Below are 16,313 nucleotides of genomic sequence, written 5' to 3'. Positions count from 1 at the left end.
CAGCTAGCGTGCCGCGCCGATCAATTGGACGATCTTGTCTGCGGCACCATCAACCGGGACTTGGGTGACCTCACCGGTGGCGCGCTCGCGTAGCTCGACGGTGCCCTCGGACCACCCGCGACCCACCACGACCACCCATGGGACGCCGATCAGCTCGGCATCCTTGAATTTTACCCCCGGGGAGGCCTTGCGATCGTCGAAAAGTACCTCGAGGCGGGCACGGTCGAACGCCTCGACGAGAGTCGACGCACCGGCTATCGCGGCGTCGTCTTTGTTAGCGATCACCACGTGGACGTCAGCCGGTGCGGCTTCGGCAGGCCAGACCAGCCCCTTGTCGTCGGCGAACTGCTCCGCGAGTACTGCAACAAGGCGTGATACTCCGATCCCGTAGGACCCCATGGTGACCCTTGTGGGCTTGCCGTTCTCGCCCAGAACGTCGAACCCGAAGGCGTCGGTGTACTTCCGCCCGAGCTGGAAGATGTGGCCGATCTCGATACCGCGCGCCAGGGTGAGGGTGCCGTGTCCGTCCGGCGCGGGGTCTCCCTCCCTTACCTCCGCGACTTCGATGGTCCCGTCCGGCGTGAAGTCTCGGCCGCATACCAGGTCCACCACGTGCCGACCGGGCTCGTCTGCGCCGGAGATCCACGCGGTTCCCTCTACAACCCTCGGGTCGACGAGATAGCGGATCCCGTTCGCCTGCAACGCTCGCGGGCCGATATACCCCTTGACGAGGAACGGGTTGGCCTTGAAGTCGGCGTCGTCGAGGATTTCCACTTCCGCCGGCTCGAGCGCGGCCTCGACTCGTTTCATGTCGACCTCACGGTCGCCCGGTAGCCCCACCGCCAGCAACTCCCAGTCTCGACCGGGCTGACGCACCTTGAGCATCACGGTCTTGAGTGTGTCCGCGGCAGTGACCTGCCGTTCCAGGCCGGCTGCGTTCGCCCACGTGACAAGCGCCTCGATGGTCGGGGCGTCCGGGGTGTCGTGCACAACCGCCCGGGGCTGCCCTTCCATGGGCAGGGCTGGCGGCGCGGGGGTCACGACGGCCTCGACATTGGCCGCATACTGACCGTCGGTGGACCGGACGAACGTGTCTTCACCGGCAGCAGAGACAGCGAGGAACTCCTCGGAGGCGGAACCGCCCATAGCTCCGGAGGTGGCCGCGCAGATGACGTACTCGATCCCGAGACGGTCGAAGATGCGTTGGTAGGCCTCGCGGTGCGCCTGGTAGGCGCGCTCAAGCCCGGCGTCATCGAGGTCGAATGAGTAAGAGTCCTTCATCACAAACTCGCGGCCGCGCAGGATCCCGGCGCGGGGACGCTCCTCGTCGCGGTACTTGGTCTGGATCTGATACAGCGTCACCGGCAAGTCCTTGTACGAGGAGTACTCACCTTGCACGGTAAGCGTGAAAAGTTCCTCGTGGGTGGGCCCGAGCATCATGTCGTTGCCCTTGCGGTCGCGGAGCCGGAACAGCGCCGGGCCGTACTCGGTCCACCGGCCGGTGGTCTCGTACGGTTCCCGCGGCAGGAGTGCGGGCAGGCTGATCTCTTGCGCGCCGAACGCGTCCATCTCCTCGCGGACCACCTGTTCGACCCTTCGCAGGGTGCGCAGACCCAGCGGGAGCCAGGAATACACGCCAGGGGCAACACGACGGACGTACCCGGCGCGGACCAGCAGTTTGTGGCTGAGGACCTCGGCATCAGCCGGGTCATCGCGGAGGGTACGGAGGAACAGGTGGGACAGACGCGTGATCACGGTGGTCAAGCGTAGCCGCCCGTGGGTTGGTGCCCGGCCCGCCGGTAGCCTCTGCCGGGTGCGCATCCTCCTCTCGCCGTCCGAAACCAAGTCCGTAGGCGGCTCGGACACGCCGCTTGAACTGGGCGCCCTCTCGCTGCCCACGCTGACCGAGACCCGCCGGACGGTGGCCGACGCGCTGGTGGCGTTGTGCACCGAGGACCCCGACGGAGCCCGCGCCTGTCTGGGATTGAGCGACAGGCTCACAGGGGAGATCGCCCTGAACGCGCAGCTGTGGACCTCCCCCACCGCACCCGCCCTCACCCGCTACACGGGAGTTCTCTACGACGCTCTCGACCAGGCGTCGATCATCGGCGCCGCTCGGTCTCGGGCACAGTCCCGACTTTGGATCGGATCGGCCTTGTTCGGTCTGGTCGCCGCCGACGACCCGATCCCTCACTATCGTCTCTCCGCCGGATCGCGGCTGCCCGCGCTCGGGACGCTACGGGCGTTGTGGAAGCCTGCCCTCACCGCCGCTACTTCTCTTTGGAGCGACGATCTGGTGGTGGATCTGCGCTCCGGCGGCTATCACCACCTGGGCCCGATAGCGGGCGCGGTGACGGTCGACGTGGTCACTGAGTACCCGGATGGTACGCGCAAGGTGGTGTCTCACTTCTCCAAGCACCACAAGGGCTTGCTCGCGCGGACGCTCGCCACTTCCCGCGCCGAGATGCGCGACATACCGTCGCTGCTCCGGGTGGCCCGCCGGGCCGGGCACATAGTGGAGCGCACCTCCGAGAACGTACTGACCATGGTCACAACGCCCTGAGACTGCCTGGCAGCTCACCCCGGCCAGCGGATCATCGCCACCCGAGTTCAGGGGCCACATGGGTGAGAATTGATTCCAGCAGGTGCGCGTTGTAGTCCGCACCAAGCTGGGTGGGAACGGTGATGAGCACCGTGTCTGCCGCCCTGATCGCCTCGTCCTGGGCGAGTTGCTCCACCAACCGATCCGGCTCCGCGGTGTAGGACCGTCCGAACACCGCCCGGAGGCCGGGTTCGATCTGCCCGAACTGGTCGCCACGCTCGCTACTGTCGAGGAAGTAACGCCGGTCTGTGTCCGAGGTGATCGCGACGATGGACCGGGACACCGATACCCGTGGTTCGACACCGTGGTCGTGCAGCGCCCACTCGTCCCGGAAGGCCTCGATCTGCCTGCGCTGCTGCACGTGCAACGGCTCCCCCGACTCGTCCGCCTTCAGCGTGGAAGACATCAAGTGCATTCCCTTCCCCGCCGCCCATCGCGCAGTGGAGTCGGACGCGGCTCCCCACCAGATCCGCTCTCGCAGCCCCGGCGAATAGGGCTCGATTCGCAGTAACCCCGGCGGATTCGGGAACATCGGACGCGGATTGGGTGCAGCGAACTGCATGCCTTCGACGGCACGGAGGAAGACGTCCGTGTGGCGCCGCGCCATGTCGGCGTCGGTCTCCCCGTCGGCGGGGTCGAACCCGAAATACCGCCACCCGTCGATCACCTGCTCGGGCGATCCCCTGGAGACGCCCAGTTGTACCCGCCCTCCTGACAGGAGATCTGCGGCGGCGACGTCCTCGGCGAAGCCGAGGGGGTTGACGTAGCGCATGTCCACCACCCCGGTGCCGATCTCGATACGGCTCGTACGGGCCCCGACTGCGGCCAGCAGGGCTGTGGGACTCCCCAGCTGCCGAGCGAAGTGATGAACCCTGAAGTAGGCACCATCCATTCCGAGCTCCTCGGCGGCCTCGGCGAGCTCGACGCTCTGCAATAGAGCGTCGGAGGCGGACCTGACAGCCGAGTCCGGATGATCCATCCAGTGCCCGAACGAGAGGAACCCGAGCTTCTTGGAGGTCGTCACACCCACATCATGCCCGACGACGGGGGCGTCGGTCCGTGTCTCAGCTCTCGCTGAGATATTGAGGGAGCCCGGCGACCTCCCCGATCACGACGATGGCCGGGGGCCTGACGTCGTTGGTCTCCAGCGTGTCCGCCAAGGTACCGAGGGTGCAGCGATAGGTGGACTGCCCGTCGAGGCTACCGTCGACTATCACCGCGCACGGGGTCTCGGACGATCGGCCCCCCGCCATGAGTGACGCGGCGATCGCGGGAGAATTCTTGACCCCCATCAGCAGCACCAGGGTCCCCCGCATACGTGCGAGGGCGTCCCAGTCGATCAAGGAACCCGGATGTCCGGGCGGGAGGTGACCGGACACCACGGTCAGCTCATGGGTCATGCCACGGTTGGTCACCGGGATCCCGGCGAGCGCGGGGACGGCGAGCGCGCTGGAAACGCCCGGCACGACCGTGCACGGGATTCCCGCCGCTGCGCAAGCCTGCGCCTCCTCGTAGCCACGCCCGTACAGGAACGGGTCACCGCCCTTCAACCGGACCACGAACTTGCCGGAACGCGCCCGGTCCACCAGAACCTGGTTGATCGCCTCCTGCGCCATCGCCCGGCCATAAGGGATCTTGGCCGCGTCAACTATCTCGACATCGGATCGGAGCTCGGCGAGCGGACGCTGAGGAGCGAGACGGTCGGCAACGACGACGTCGGCGCGGGAGAGAAGTCGGCGTCCACGGACCGTCATGAGGTCGTCTGAACCGGGCCCGCCCCCCACCAAGGCGACCGTTCCCCTCAATGCCTCGTCGACCTCGGGTGCCTCCGCACTCGCCTCGCTGAGTGCCCGCTCGACCACGTCTCGGGCCTCGGCGGTGCGCGCGCGGTCCCCGGTGAGAACCGCGACGAGCATCTCTCCCCTACGGACTACAGCCGGGGTCACCGCAGAACCCGATGTCACGGCATCAGCGCGGACGCAGAAGGTGCGGTTCTGTTCGGCCTCGGCCGCGACCCGGGCATTGACGAGCGAGTTTTTGGTCGCGGCGACCGCGTACCACGCACCGTCGAGATCGCCAGTTTCGTACTCGCGGGGCTCCCACCAGAGCCGCCCGGCGTCCACGAGTCCTTGGAGCGTGGGGGTGACCTCCGGACTCACCAGGTGCACGACCGCACCCGCGTCGAGAAGCACGGGTATCCGGCGTTGCGCGACGGACCCTCCGCCTATGACCACGACGCGTCGGCCTTCGAGGTCCAGGCCGACGGGGTACGGGTTAACTGGCCGGATCATGAATCAGATCCTATCCGCCCTGGGGTCTGCACCCGGCCTCGGCCCAGAGCCCCTGGATCGATTCATCCCCCGGTCACCACGTTGGGTGGCCGGGGGATGTGGAGCGCAGACAGTGGCTATCCAGAGTCCGCGGATTAGGCCTTCTGGTCGAGCTTCAAGGTCCGCGTCGACCGCTCGAACTGCTCGGTGAACAGGGTCGGCTCCTTCGCGAGATCCCGGCCGAGCGAGGGGATCATCTCCTCGAGAGCGGGAGTCCAGTCGGCGAAACGGCTCGGGAAGCAACGCTTGAGCACGTCGACCATTGCGTCCACGGCGGTGGATGCGCCCGGGGAGGCGCCGAGCAGGCCGGCGATGGATCCGTCTGCCGAGTTGACCACGGCTGTGCCGAACTCGAGGGTCCCGCCGCGACCGTTTGGCTTGATCACCTGGACACGCTGGCCGGCGATGACCTTTTCCCACTCCGCGTCTTGTGCCGACGGCATGAAGTCACGCAGCGTATCGACCCGGGCACCGTGGTTCTTGGCGAGTTCGGTGATGAGGTACTTGACCAGGCTCATCTCGGTCAGGCCGATGTTGGCCATGGGCAGCAGGTTGCCCGCGCGGATGCTGGACGGCAGGTCGAGGAAACTGCCCCTTTTGAGGAACTTGGGGGTCCATCCCGCGAAAGGCCCGAACAGCAGGCCCTTCTTGCCGTCGATGACGCGGGTATCCAGGTGTGGCACGGACATCGGCGGCGCGCCGACGGAGGCCTCGCTGTACACCTTCGCCTTGTGCTGGTCGATCAAGTCGGGATTGGTGCAACGCAGCCACTGACCGCCTACGGGGAAGCCGCCGATGCCCTTGATCTCGGGGATGCCGGACTTCTGCAGCAGGTGCAGGGCGCCGCCGCCCGCGCCAACGAACACGAACTTGGCGTCTATTGTGCGTTCGTCACCGGTGTATCGGTTGGCCACGGTCAGCCGCCAGGTTCCGTCGCTGTTGCGCTCGAGGTCCTTGACCTGGTTCTGGTAGTGCACCTCGGTACCGGTGCGCGTGAGGTATTTGATGAGCTGGCGGGTGAGCGCGCCGAAGTTGACGTCGGTGCCGTTGGAGAAGTGGCTCAGTGCGAAGGGCTGCTCGGGTGAGCGACCGCGGGCCATGAGGGGAACGAGCCGCTCTAACTCGGCGAAGTCGGTGGTGTGCCCCATCCCCGGGAAGAGGGGGTGGCCGGCGAGCTTCTCGTACCGCTTCTGGAGGAAGTCCTGGCCATCCCTGCCTGTGACGAAGCTCATGTGCGGGATGGGACGGATCCACTCGGTGGGATCGCCGAGGATGGTGTTCTCCACGGCATAAGACCAGAACTGCCGCGAGACCTGGAACTTCTCGTTGACGCTGACGGCCTTGGTGATGTCCACGTCACCGCCCGCGGTCCTGGGCGAGTAGTTCAATTCGCAGAGGGCTGAGTGCCCGGTTCCCGCGTTGTTCCAGGCGTCGGACGACTCCAGCGCAGGCCCCTCGAGTCGCTCGAAGACCTGGATGTCCCAGTCGGGCTGGAGCCGCCGCAGCAGAGCGCCCAGCGTCGCGCTCATGATGCCCGCGCCGATGAGCGCGACATCTGTTGTTTCGTGCTTTGCCACCTGGTCTGAAGTCACCGGCTACCCTCGCTCGTTGGTCATGGACCCGCATTTCGCGTCAACGCGGGTCGTCCCGACAGGCCCGCGTCCACCTGGCTGCAAGACTACTCACGGCGCCGTGAGCGAGGCACACCGGACTAGGGTGGTCGTCGTGTCGACGCCGTCCCCCGATCCAGACGTCCCCGCCGGATCCGACCCACGCTGGACCCCGGACCTGCTTGGGCCGTCTTATCGGCGGCGGGTGCTGCCCCTCGGTCCCGACCCCGACGGCGAGGGGCAGATCGTCGCGACCCTGGTCCGTCACGAGGCCGCCCCGTCTGAGCCCACCGCGGTGATGCTGGTCGTTCACGGTCTCTCTGACTACTTTTTCCACACCCACCTGGCGGAGTTCCTCGCCGCGCGCGGCGTCGCAACGTACGGGATCGACCTACGTAAATGCGGGCGCTCCAGGCGGGACGGAGTGACGCCGCACTTCACGACCGACTTGGAGCAATACGACGACGAGCTGGATCAGTCTCTCCAGGTGATCGTCGCCGAGCACCCAGGGAAGCCGGTCCTCGTGGCCGCGCATTCCACCGGGGGCTTGGTGGTCCCGTTGTGGTTGGGCAGGCGCCGCGACAGGAATGAGTTGGACCCCGTTGTGGGGGTGGTCCTCAACTCACCGTGGTTCCAACTCGACGTCCCGGAGCGCGCCCGGCCCGTGCTCGATCCCGTCATCCGTACGCTCGGGTCCGTACGGCCCTTCTACCGGCTGCCGTTGCCGACGTCGGACCGGTACGTGATCAGCACACACGTGGATCATGATGGCGAGTACCACTTCGACACCGCTCTCAAGCCCCCCGGCGGGGTCGGCGTCAGGGCCGGGTGGCTCGCCGCGGTCCGCCGCGCCCAGAAGCAACTTCAGGCAGGCATCAACCTGCCGCTGCCGGTACTCCTCCTACGATCGACCGCGTCTTCGGTCGGCGCCCGCGTCCGCGGCGGCGAGATCGACGTGGACACCGATCTGATCCTGGACGTGCGGTCGATGCAGCGCTTCGCAGACCGTGTATCCCATACCGTCACCGACGTGCCCGTCGCAGGTGCCCGACATGACGTATTCCTTTCCCGCGCCGACGTTCTCGCGGTGGTTTTCGACCATCTCGGACGTTGGCTGGACGACACCGTGTCCTCACATCTCAAGGAGTCCTGACCCGATGACCCAGCCCCCCTCCCGCCACTTCGACCTGGTCGTCATCGGCACGGGTAGCGGCAACTCGTTGATCGACGAGTCGTTCGCCGACCTGTCCGTGGCGATATGCGAGAAGGGGACGTTCGGCGGCACCTGCCTCAACGTCGGCTGCATCCCCACAAAGATGTTCGTCTACGCCGCCGACACGGCAATCTCCATCCAGCACTCGGCCACCTACGGTGTCGATTCGACGCTGGACGGGGTCCGCTGGCCGGACATCGTCTCGCGGGTGTTCGACCGCCGCATCGACCCGATCGCGTCCAGCGGTGAAGACTACCGGCGCAATCGATCCGACAACGTCACCGTGTACGACGGTCACGCGACGTTTGTCGGCCCGCGCACCATCGACACTGGCACCGGCGAGATCATCACCGCTGAGTCGGTCGTGATCGCCGCTGGGGCACGGCCCTCAATCCCGGACATTGTCACGGAGGCCGGGGTTGCTTACTACACCAGCGATGACGTAATGCGGATCGCCGAGCTGCCGAAGTCGTTGGTCATCCAGGGCTCGGGGTTCATCGCCTGCGAGTTCGCGCACGTGTTCTCGTCGCTCGGCGTCGAAGTGACCGTGATCGGCCGCTCGGATGTGCTGCTCAAGCACCTCGATCGCGAGCTCGCCGAGCGGTTCACCGAGCAGGCCCGGCAGCGATGGGACGTACGTCTCGGACAGCAGATTGCCGCGATGACCGCGACAGGCGAGGACCGTCGGGGCGTGGAGATCACGTTCGAGGACGGGTCGACCTGCACCGGTGACGCGCTGCTGGTGGCGACAGGACGCACGCCGAACGGCGACCTGTTGGGATTGGACGCCGCAGGGGTTGGGATGGACGGAGAACTGGTACGCGTGGACCAGTACGGCCGCACCACTGCGGAAGGCGTCTGGGCTCTGGGGGACGTGAGCTCGCCGTACCAGTTGAAGCACGTCGCCAACCACGAGCAGCGGGTACTTGGACATAACCTGCGCCACCCGGAGGATCTGCAACCGTTCCATCACAGCCACGTGCCGTACGCGGTGTTCACCTGGCCGCAGATCGCGTCGGTCGGGTTGACGGAGGCCGAGGCCAACGCCTCCGGGTACGACGTGACCGTGAAGACACAAGCGTATGGGGACGTGGCGTACGGCTGGGCGATGGAGGACTCGGTCGGGTGCTGCAAGCTCATCGCCGACCGCGCCACCGGGTTGCTCCTGGGCGCTCACATCATGGGAGCGCACGCACCCTCTCTTATCCAGATCCTCATCCAGGCGATGGAGTTCAAGATCACGGTGCCCGACCTCGCGCGTAAGCAGTACTGGATCCACCCGGCGATGGCCGAGGTCGTCGAGAACGCGTTACTTGGTCTGGACTTTCCGGACCGAGGCTTCTGACCTTTAGGCCAGGATGAAATCCTTCGGGTCGACGGTGCGGAGCTGCTTGCGGTATCGGAAGGTGAACGTCGGCCACTGTAGGGAGTTGCGCCCCCGCGAATCGATGTACCAACTCGAGCAGCCACCCTCGTTCCAGACGGTGTGCGCGAGGTCGCGATCCATCTTGGCGGCGTAGGACTCCTGCACCTCCGGACGGACCTCGATGGACCGTCGACCCGCACGCTCGGCGAGATCGAGAAGCCGCAGTACGTGATCGGCCTGGGACTCCAGCATGTACACGATGGACGAGTGCCCCAGGTTGGTGTTGGGGCCGTACAGCAGGAACATGTTGGGGAATCCCGCCACGGTCATCCCGTTGTGGGCACGCGGACTGCCGCCCCAATGCTGGGCTAGGGTCCGGCCGTCCGTTCCCGTGATCAATCGGGAGATCGGAGGCTCGGTCGGTTGGAAGCCGGTGCCAAAGATAATGACGTCCGCCGGGTGCTCGGTGCCGTCATCTGCCACGAGCCCACTGGGGGTCACCCCCGATGCCGCCCCGGGCACCAGTGTCACGTCCGGTCGGCTGAGCGCGGGCAGCCAGTGGCTCGTGAGCAGCACGCGTTTGCACCCGATCGAGTAGTCCGGGGTCAGCGCCCTGCGCATCCTGCGGTCGCGCACCTTGGCGAAGAGATAGAACCGAGCGAACCACTCGACAAGGCGCAGGAGGAACTGGGCCCGGGTGAACAACACCACATAGAGTTCACGTCCCAGGTAGATCCGTCCGCGGACGATTCGCTGCAGGATGGGGACACGCCGGTAGAGCCGTTTGCGACGCTCGGAAATGGACCGATCCAGTCGTGGGAGAATCCAGCCTGGTGTCCGCTGAAATACCGTGACGTGCTCGGCGGTCCCGGCGATCTCGGGAACGAACTGAACTGCGGACGCTCCCGTCCCGACGACGGCGACCCGACGACCCCCGAGGGGGATGTCGTGTCGCCACCGCGCGGAATGGAACACCTCCCCCTTGAACGATTCGAGTCCGGGTAGTCGGGGAAGCGACGGGGCGGAGAGCGCGCCGGAGGCCACTACGAGGTGGCGCGCGAACACCCGCCCGCGGCTCGTATCTACGACCCAGTGGACAGCCTCTGTGTCCCACCTCGCGGCGGTGACCTCACAGGAGGTCACGAGCCTGTCTCGTAAGCCGATGCGGTCCGCCACCGTCTCGAGGTAGGCGCGGATTTCCGGTTGCCTGCCGAATGAGTGGGACCATCCCGGGTGCGAGTGCCGGGACAACGAGTAGAGGGCGGTCGGGACGTCACATGCGCACCCCGGGTAGATGTTGTCGCGCCAGGTGCCCCCCACCGCCTCCGCGGCTTCTACGACGAGAAAGTCCCGCCCGTGCCCCTGCCCCATGAGGCGATCCGCCATCGCGATGCCGCCGAAGCCAGCACCCACAACCAACAGGTCAATCTGGTCCACTGGTCCACGGGGGGTCTCGATCATACTGGACAGTATGCCCCGTATTGTCCACGACTGGCAGCGACATCGAGACGCTTGTCCATCATCGGCGACGCCCGGTCACTCCAGCCGACGGGACATCACGCGGGCTCACGACCCGGACGGCAGGGTCAGGATCTCGTATCCGTCGTCGGTCACCACCACGGTGTGCTCGAACTGGGCGGTCCACGCCTTGTCCGCAGTGGTCACAGTCCAATCGTCTTCCCACACGTCGAAGCCCGGCCCGCCGAGGGAGATCATAGGCTCGACGGTCAGCGTCATACCGGGCTCGAGGACCTCGGTCCGGGACGGCTCGTCGTAATGCAGCACGACGAGACCGTTGTGGAACGTCGGGCCCACACCGTGTCCCGTGAACTCCCTCACGACCGTGTAATCGAAGCGCCGCGCGTACGACTCGATAACCCGTCCGATGACGTTGATCTCGCGGCCCGGACGGATGGCCTTGATCCCCCGGTTCATCGCTTCCTCGGTTCGCTCCACCAGCAATCTGGCTTCGTCGCTGACATCCCCGGCGAGAAATGTGGCGTTGGTGTCCCCGTGGACTCCGCGGATGAATGCTGTGACGTCGACGTTGACGATGTCGCCGTCCTCGATCACCGTGGTGTCGGGGATACCGTGGCAGATCACCTCGTTGAGCGAGACGCAGCACGACTTGGGGAAGGCCTTGTAGCCGAGGGTCGACGGATAGGCCCCGTTATCGCACAGGAACTCGTGGACGACCCTGTCGATCTCGTCGGTTGTCACGCCGGGAGCGACCGCCTCACCGGCGAGCACCAGGGCGTCTGCAGCGATTCTGGAGGCCACGCGCATGGCTTCGATCACCTCCGCTGGCTGCACCCACGGCTCACCGTTGGCCTCATCGACGCGATCGCGCCACACGTACTCGGGCCGCGGGATCGACTCGGGGACGGTCCGGATCGGGGTGGGTTCACCAGGGACGAGCGGCTGACGGGTGGAGGTGGTCATGACTCCAGGATAGGCCCGCCAGGCGAGACCGGTCGCCCCGGTCTGGTCACGGTGCTCGGCGAGCGTGGCTCACAGCAGGACCGTTGCGTAGTCGACCGCATCGGTCATGCCCACCCGCCTGTAGGCGCTACGGGCGGCCCCGTTCGACGCGTTCACCACGAGCGATGGTGTGAGCCCACGTGACTGGAGAGCAGCGCACACCGCGGCCGTCCCACCGGACCCGAGCCCGGCGTCCCTCCTGTCACGGTGGACCCACACGCCCTGGATCTGGGCGACGTTTGAAGAGACCGCGGCCACGTCCGCCTTAAAGATCACCTCGCCGTCGTCGATCCCCACCCAGGTCTTCCCCCGCGAGAGTGACCGTGCCACGCGACGCCGGAACGGGATCCCGGACCCAACGGCGAACGGGTCGGAGCGCAACTCCTCGCGGTACATCGCGGCGGCCGCGGTGAGGACCGGTTCGAACTCCTCGAGCGTGGCCGGTCGAATCCCTTCCAAGACAAGCGTCGGGTCGACAGGAACTGTGAGTGCCATGAGGAACTGGTGCTCGCGGTATTCCCGGGCACCACCCCACCGCTCACTCAGCGCGGACCACACGGCCGCGACCTGGTCCCGTCGACCGTGTACCGACATCGGCCCGAGTCCCAGCCCAGCGACGGCCTGCCCGAGGGCGCGATGATCCGACGCGTCACCCCGGAGAGGGAGGACGGAGTTGCCGACGAACAGCAGGGACCGATCCGGACCGCCGAAGGTGAGGAACCGGCCGTCGGCGCCGGCGGCCACGCCGGTGGAGGCGAACTTTTCAGCGGCGGGTGTCGAGACCAGCGGATCGGCCCCCAACACCTCGAGAACCGCCCGCGACTCGCCCGGGCCGACCTCTCGACACCCACCGAGCCCGGTCCCCGGCGCAGCCGTGTCGGTCACGGCCTATCGAGTGACCTTGACCTGGGGCCCCTGCCCCTCGGCGGCCTCCCCCACCGGCTCGCCCATCTCGTCGGCGATCCGCATGGCCTCTTCGATGAGCGTCTCGACGATCTGTGCCTCGGGAACCGTCTTGATGACCTCACCCTTGACGAAAATCTGGCCCTTGCCGTTGCCTGACGCCACGCCCAGATCGGCGTCGCGCGCCTCACCGGGTCCATTCACGACGCAGCCCATCACCGCCACGCGCAGGGGCACCGTCATGCCCTCGAGTCCGGCGGTCACCTCTTCCGCGAGCTTGTACACGTCCACCTGCGCGCGCCCACACGACGGGCACGAGACGATCTCCAGCGTCCGCGGACGCAGGTTCATCGACTGCAGGATCTGCTCCCCGACCTTGATCTCCTCGGCCGGCGGTGCCGACAGGGACACCCGGATCGTGTCGCCGATGCCCTCGGAGAGCAGGGCCCCGAAGGCCACCGCCGACTTGATGGTGCCCTGGAACGCAGGGCCGGCCTCGGTCACGCCGAGGTGGAGCGGGTAATCAGTCTGCGCCGCCAGCTGCCGGTAGGCCTCGACCATGATCACCGGGTCGTTGTGCTTGACCGAAATCTTGATGTCGCCGAACCCGTGCTCTTCAAACAATGATGCTTCCCACACCGCCGACTCCACGAGTGCCTCGGGGGTGGCTTTCCCGTACTTGGCGAGCAGCCGGGGGTCCAGCGAGCCGGCGTTTACGCCGATACGAATAGGGATACCCGCGTCACCGGCGGCTTTAGCCACTTCCTTGACGCGCCCGTCGAATTCCTTGATATTGCCCGGGTTGACACGCACCGCAGCGCACCCGGCATCGATCGCGGCGAAGATGTACTTGGGCTGGAAGTGGATGTCGGCGATCACCGGTATCGGCGACTTGCGCGCGATCGTCGACAGGGCGTCGGCGTCCTCCTGCCGGGGGCAGGCGACACGCACGATGTCGCAGCCAGACGCCGTGAGCTCGGCAATCTGCTGCAAGGTCGAGTTGATGTCGTGGGTCTTGGTGTTGGTCATGGACTGGACCGAGACCGGATGATCGCTGCCCACACCCACCCGGCCAACGAACAGCTGCCGGGTCTTGCGCCGCGGCGCGAGGACCGGAGGCGGGGCGTCGGGCATACCCAGTCCCACTGGGATGGAGGAGGAGTCGTTCACAACAGGGCCTTCCGTAGGGGCTGCCAGCCGGGTGCTCACAGGTCCCAGAGTCCATTATCCGGGTAACCGGGCGCGGGTGCGAGGTGGGTGTGTGCCAGATGGGTGTGTGCCAGACTCACCCGGGCAGCAGGATCGGGTTGACGAAGTCGGCGGTGATCACGATTGCCGAGACTCCGAGCAAGATCACGAAGACCCCCATCGTCAGTGGCGCCAGCTTTTCGTAGTCTGCCGGGCCGCCCGGTGCCAGGCCGCGAAGCCGCCGCGCCGCATCTCGGAGTTTCTCGTAGAACACCACCGCGATGTGACCGCCATCGAACGGAGTGAGGGGCACGAGGTTGAACGCCCCCAGGAACAGGTTGAGGCCGGCGAGGAAAAGCAGGAACAGGCTCCACAGTCCCTGCTCGACCGCCTGCCCGCCAATGTAGCTAGCCCCGACCACGGACACCGGAGAGTCCTCCGCCCGTTCGCTACCGAAGATCGAGGCCGCCACTGCCGGAATCTTGCCCGGGAACGAGATGAGTCCCTCGATGGTCGCCTCGACCATCTGCCCGGTGAAGGCGAACGTCGCGGGCACCGCGCTGAGCGCGTTGTAGGTGTTGACGGTCTGGTAGGCGGGATCGTCGAGGATCTCCGGTGGGATGCCGTCCTCCGAGAGTCTGACTCCGAGAGTTCCTTGGGTCTTCCCGTTCACGGTGGACGAGGTCAGCGTCGTGGACGTCGTCACGCTCTCCCCTGCGCGGTCCAACTCGACCGGCACGGTCTCGCCGGGCCGCGCGGAGACAACCATGGATAGCGCCGACCAACTGTCCACTGGAACGCCGTCGACCGACACGATCCGGTCGCCCGGCAGGATCCCGGCCTCGCCGGCAGGGCCCACCCCGGCGCCGCACCGGTCCGCCCCCGCGCAGGTATCACCCACGACGGCCGCGACCTGGTCGGTGGGGATCGGCTGAACGTCCCGGTTCACGAGTCCCCACCCCAGAGCGACTGTGTAGAACAACACGATAGCCAGGATGATGTTCATGAGCGGTCCTGCCAGCAGCACCGCGACACGTTTCCACCAGGCCTGGCGCCACATCGCTCTGGGCTCGTCCTCAGGGCTCAACTCGTCGTACGCGGTCATCCCGGCGATATCGCAGAACCCGCCGAGGGGGACCGCCTTGAGCCCGTACTCGATCCCCCCGCGTCGGACAGACCACAGGGTGGGGCCGAAACCGACGAAGAACCGACGGACCTTCATCCCGGACCACAATGCGACCCGCATGTGGCCGTACTCGTGCAGCACGATCGACGCCATGATCGCGATCGCGAAGAGCGCGATACCCAAAACCAACACGACTCAGCCCTCCGTGTCCACGATGAGGGCTGCGGCATGTCGCCGCGCCCAGGACTCCGCCGCCGCGACATCATCCGGATCTCGGGGATCGGACGACCATTGGTCCGCCGCTCCCACGGTCTCCGCCACGATGTCGACGATGGAGGTAAACCCAATCCTGCCGTCCAGGAACGCGGGGGCGGCTTCCTCGTTCGCCGCGTTGAATACGGCGGTCCGCAGGCCTCCCGCCTCGCCTGCGGCACGGGCCACCGAGATCGCCGGGAATGTCTCCTCGTCAACGGGTTCGAAGGTCCAGGTGTGTGCCCGGGAGAAGTCGAGCGGAACTGACGCCCCGGGAATCCGGGAGGGCCAAGCCAGGGCCAGCGCGATCGGTAGCTTCATCGACGGCGGCGACGCCTTCGCCACGGTCGCGCCGTCGACGAAGGTCACCGCCGAGTGCACCACCGACTGGGGGTGGACGGTCACGTCGATCCGGTCATATGGCACTCCGAACAGCAGGTGCGCCTCGATAAGTTCCAGTGATTTGTTGACCAGGGTCGCCGAGTTCAGGGTGATCATCTTGCCCATCGCCCACGTGGGATGCTGCAGCGCCTCCTGCACGGTGACCCCCTCCAACTCTGCGCGGGTACGACCGCGGAAGGGTCCGCCGGACGCGGTCAACACCAGAGAGGCCACCTCGTTGGCGGTACCCGCCCGCAGGCACTGCGCCATCGCGGAGTGCTCCGAGTCGACTGGTATCAACTGCCCCGGCGCGGCGGCCCTGGTTACGAGTGCGCCCCCGGCCACCAGTGATTCCTTGTTCGCCAGCGCCAGTCGAGCACCCGTGCGCAAGGCTGCAAGGGTGGGCCCGAGACCGATGGACCCGTCGATGCCGTTGAGTACCACGTCGGCCTCCACCGCCCCAACAAGTTCGGTCGCCGCACTGGAGCCGTCGAGCACAGTCACGTCGGGGAAACCCGACCGGACCCGGTCGGCAGCCGCCGGATCAGACACGGCGACGAAACTGGCACCGGTCCGCCGAATCTGATCCGCCAGCAGGTCGATCCGGCCACCGCCCGCGGCCAACCCGACGACCTCAAAGCGGCCGGTTTCGGCCTCCGACATCACTTCCAGAGCCTGGGTACCGATCGAGCCGGTACTGCCGAGGACGAGAACGCGCGTGGTCACCCCAACATTGTCCACTCCCCGGGCGTCTGATGCCGCATCACAGGCCCCGGTGTGGCGGTGCGCGGCGGGTTACCCGTCGACCGCGGGACGGCGTGTGACAAACTGGGCACGATGTCGGCGGCCCGCAGGGCTGCC

General features: G+C 66.8%; 13 protein-coding genes. 3 read left to right on the top strand and 10 right to left on the bottom strand.

Annotated elements, in window-relative coordinates:
• Positions 1–3 precede the first annotated feature (3 nt).
• A complete protein-coding gene (locus FQ137_RS10130) occupies positions 4–1,755 on the bottom strand; it encodes a proline--tRNA ligase (RefSeq protein WP_149292269.1) in 1,752 nt (583 codons plus the stop codon).
• A 58-nt stretch (positions 1,756–1,813) separates the two neighbouring features.
• Here FQ137_RS10130 and FQ137_RS10125 point away from each other — a divergent pair, with 58 nt between their 5' ends.
• Positions 1,814–2,563 carry a peroxide stress protein YaaA gene (locus FQ137_RS10125; RefSeq protein WP_149292268.1) on the top strand — a complete coding sequence of 250 codons (750 nt, stop codon included), beginning with the start codon at positions 1,814–1,816 and terminating at the stop codon, positions 2,561–2,563.
• 31 nt (positions 2,564–2,594) lie between these two features.
• Here FQ137_RS10125 and FQ137_RS10120 read toward each other — a convergent pair whose 3' ends face one another.
• The 3 genes from FQ137_RS10120 to mqo form a co-directional block, all read right to left on the bottom strand.
• Positions 2,595–3,581: an LLM class flavin-dependent oxidoreductase gene (locus FQ137_RS10120; RefSeq protein ID WP_149292777.1), complete on the bottom strand. Its 987-nt coding sequence runs from the start codon at positions 3,579–3,581 to the stop codon at positions 2,595–2,597.
• 85 nt (positions 3,582–3,666) lie between these two features.
• Entirely contained in the window at positions 3,667–4,893 is a 1,227-nt protein-coding gene (gene cobA, locus FQ137_RS10115) for a uroporphyrinogen-III C-methyltransferase (protein ID WP_149292267.1), read from the bottom strand.
• Positions 4,894–5,027: 134 nt separating this feature from the next.
• Positions 5,028–6,524, bottom strand: coding sequence for a malate dehydrogenase (quinone) (mqo, locus tag FQ137_RS10110; RefSeq protein ID WP_255583951.1), 1,497 nt, complete (start codon positions 6,522–6,524; stop codon positions 5,028–5,030).
• A 133-nt stretch (positions 6,525–6,657) separates the two neighbouring features.
• Between mqo and FQ137_RS10105 the strand changes: the two genes are divergently transcribed.
• Together FQ137_RS10105 and mtr are read left to right on the top strand one after the other, a co-directional pair.
• A complete protein-coding gene (locus FQ137_RS10105; protein WP_255583949.1) occupies positions 6,658–7,695 on the top strand; it encodes an alpha/beta hydrolase in 1,038 nt (345 codons plus the stop codon).
• 4 nt (positions 7,696–7,699) lie between these two features.
• Entirely contained in the window at positions 7,700–9,100 is a 1,401-nt protein-coding gene (gene mtr / locus FQ137_RS10100) for a mycothione reductase (RefSeq protein ID WP_149292266.1), read from the top strand.
• A 3-nt stretch (positions 9,101–9,103) separates the two neighbouring features.
• Here mtr and FQ137_RS10095 read toward each other — a convergent pair whose 3' ends face one another.
• The 6 genes from FQ137_RS10095 to dxr all read right to left on the bottom strand — a co-directional run bounded on the left by FQ137_RS10095 (position 9,104) and on the right by dxr (position 16,178).
• Positions 9,104–10,582, bottom strand: coding sequence for an NAD(P)/FAD-dependent oxidoreductase (locus FQ137_RS10095; RefSeq protein ID WP_149292265.1), 1,479 nt, complete (start codon positions 10,580–10,582; stop codon positions 9,104–9,106).
• Positions 10,583–10,687: 105 nt separating this feature from the next.
• Positions 10,688–11,563: a type I methionyl aminopeptidase gene (map, locus tag FQ137_RS10090; protein ID WP_149292264.1), complete on the bottom strand. Its 876-nt coding sequence runs from the start codon at positions 11,561–11,563 to the stop codon at positions 10,688–10,690.
• A gap of 69 nt (positions 11,564–11,632) precedes the next feature.
• Complete coding sequence (locus FQ137_RS10085; RefSeq protein WP_149292263.1) at positions 11,633–12,487, bottom strand: GNAT family N-acetyltransferase; 855 nt, start codon at positions 12,485–12,487, stop codon at positions 11,633–11,635.
• Between the two features lie 3 nt (positions 12,488–12,490).
• The gene (ispG, locus tag FQ137_RS10080; RefSeq protein WP_188064983.1) at positions 12,491–13,639 is read right to left on the bottom strand and encodes a flavodoxin-dependent (E)-4-hydroxy-3-methylbut-2-enyl-diphosphate synthase; all 1,149 of its coding nucleotides are present in this window, start codon (positions 13,637–13,639) and stop codon (positions 12,491–12,493) included.
• A gap of 151 nt (positions 13,640–13,790) precedes the next feature.
• Positions 13,791–15,011 (bottom strand): RIP metalloprotease, encoded by a 1,221-nt coding sequence (locus FQ137_RS10075; protein ID WP_255583946.1) that lies wholly within the window; start codon positions 15,009–15,011, stop codon positions 13,791–13,793.
• A 3-nt stretch (positions 15,012–15,014) separates the two neighbouring features.
• Positions 15,015–16,178, bottom strand: a complete 1,164-nt coding sequence (dxr, locus tag FQ137_RS10070; RefSeq protein ID WP_188064890.1) for a 1-deoxy-D-xylulose-5-phosphate reductoisomerase — start codon at positions 16,176–16,178, stop codon at positions 15,015–15,017.
• Positions 16,179–16,313: the final 135 nt, after the last annotated feature.

This window comes from Dietzia sp. ANT_WB102, from assembly GCF_008369165.1.
Classification (GTDB): domain Bacteria; phylum Actinomycetota; class Actinomycetes; order Mycobacteriales; family Mycobacteriaceae; genus Dietzia.
This window is presented reverse-complemented; position numbering and strand designations above follow the sequence as displayed.

Bases quoted from the DNA above. Each gene is read 5' to 3' on its own strand.
- FQ137_RS10095 (WP_149292265.1), bottom strand. From the start codon at position 10,582: ATGATCGAGACCCCCCGTGGACCAGTGGACCAGATTGACCTGTTGGTT.
- FQ137_RS10120 (WP_149292777.1), bottom strand. From the start codon at position 3,581: ATGGATCATCCGGACTCGGCTGTCAGGTCCGCCTCCGACGCTCTATTG.
- cobA (WP_149292267.1), bottom strand. From the start codon at position 4,893: ATGATCCGGCCAGTTAACCCGTACCCCGTCGGCCTGGACCTCGAAGGC.
- mtr (WP_149292266.1), top strand. From the start codon at position 7,700: ATGACCCAGCCCCCCTCCCGCCACTTCGACCTGGTCGTCATCGGCACG.
- map (WP_149292264.1), bottom strand. From the start codon at position 11,563: ATGACCACCTCCACCCGTCAGCCGCTCGTCCCTGGTGAACCCACCCCG.
- ispG (WP_188064983.1), bottom strand. From the start codon at position 13,639: ATGCCCGACGCCCCGCCTCCGGTCCTCGCGCCGCGGCGCAAGACCCGG.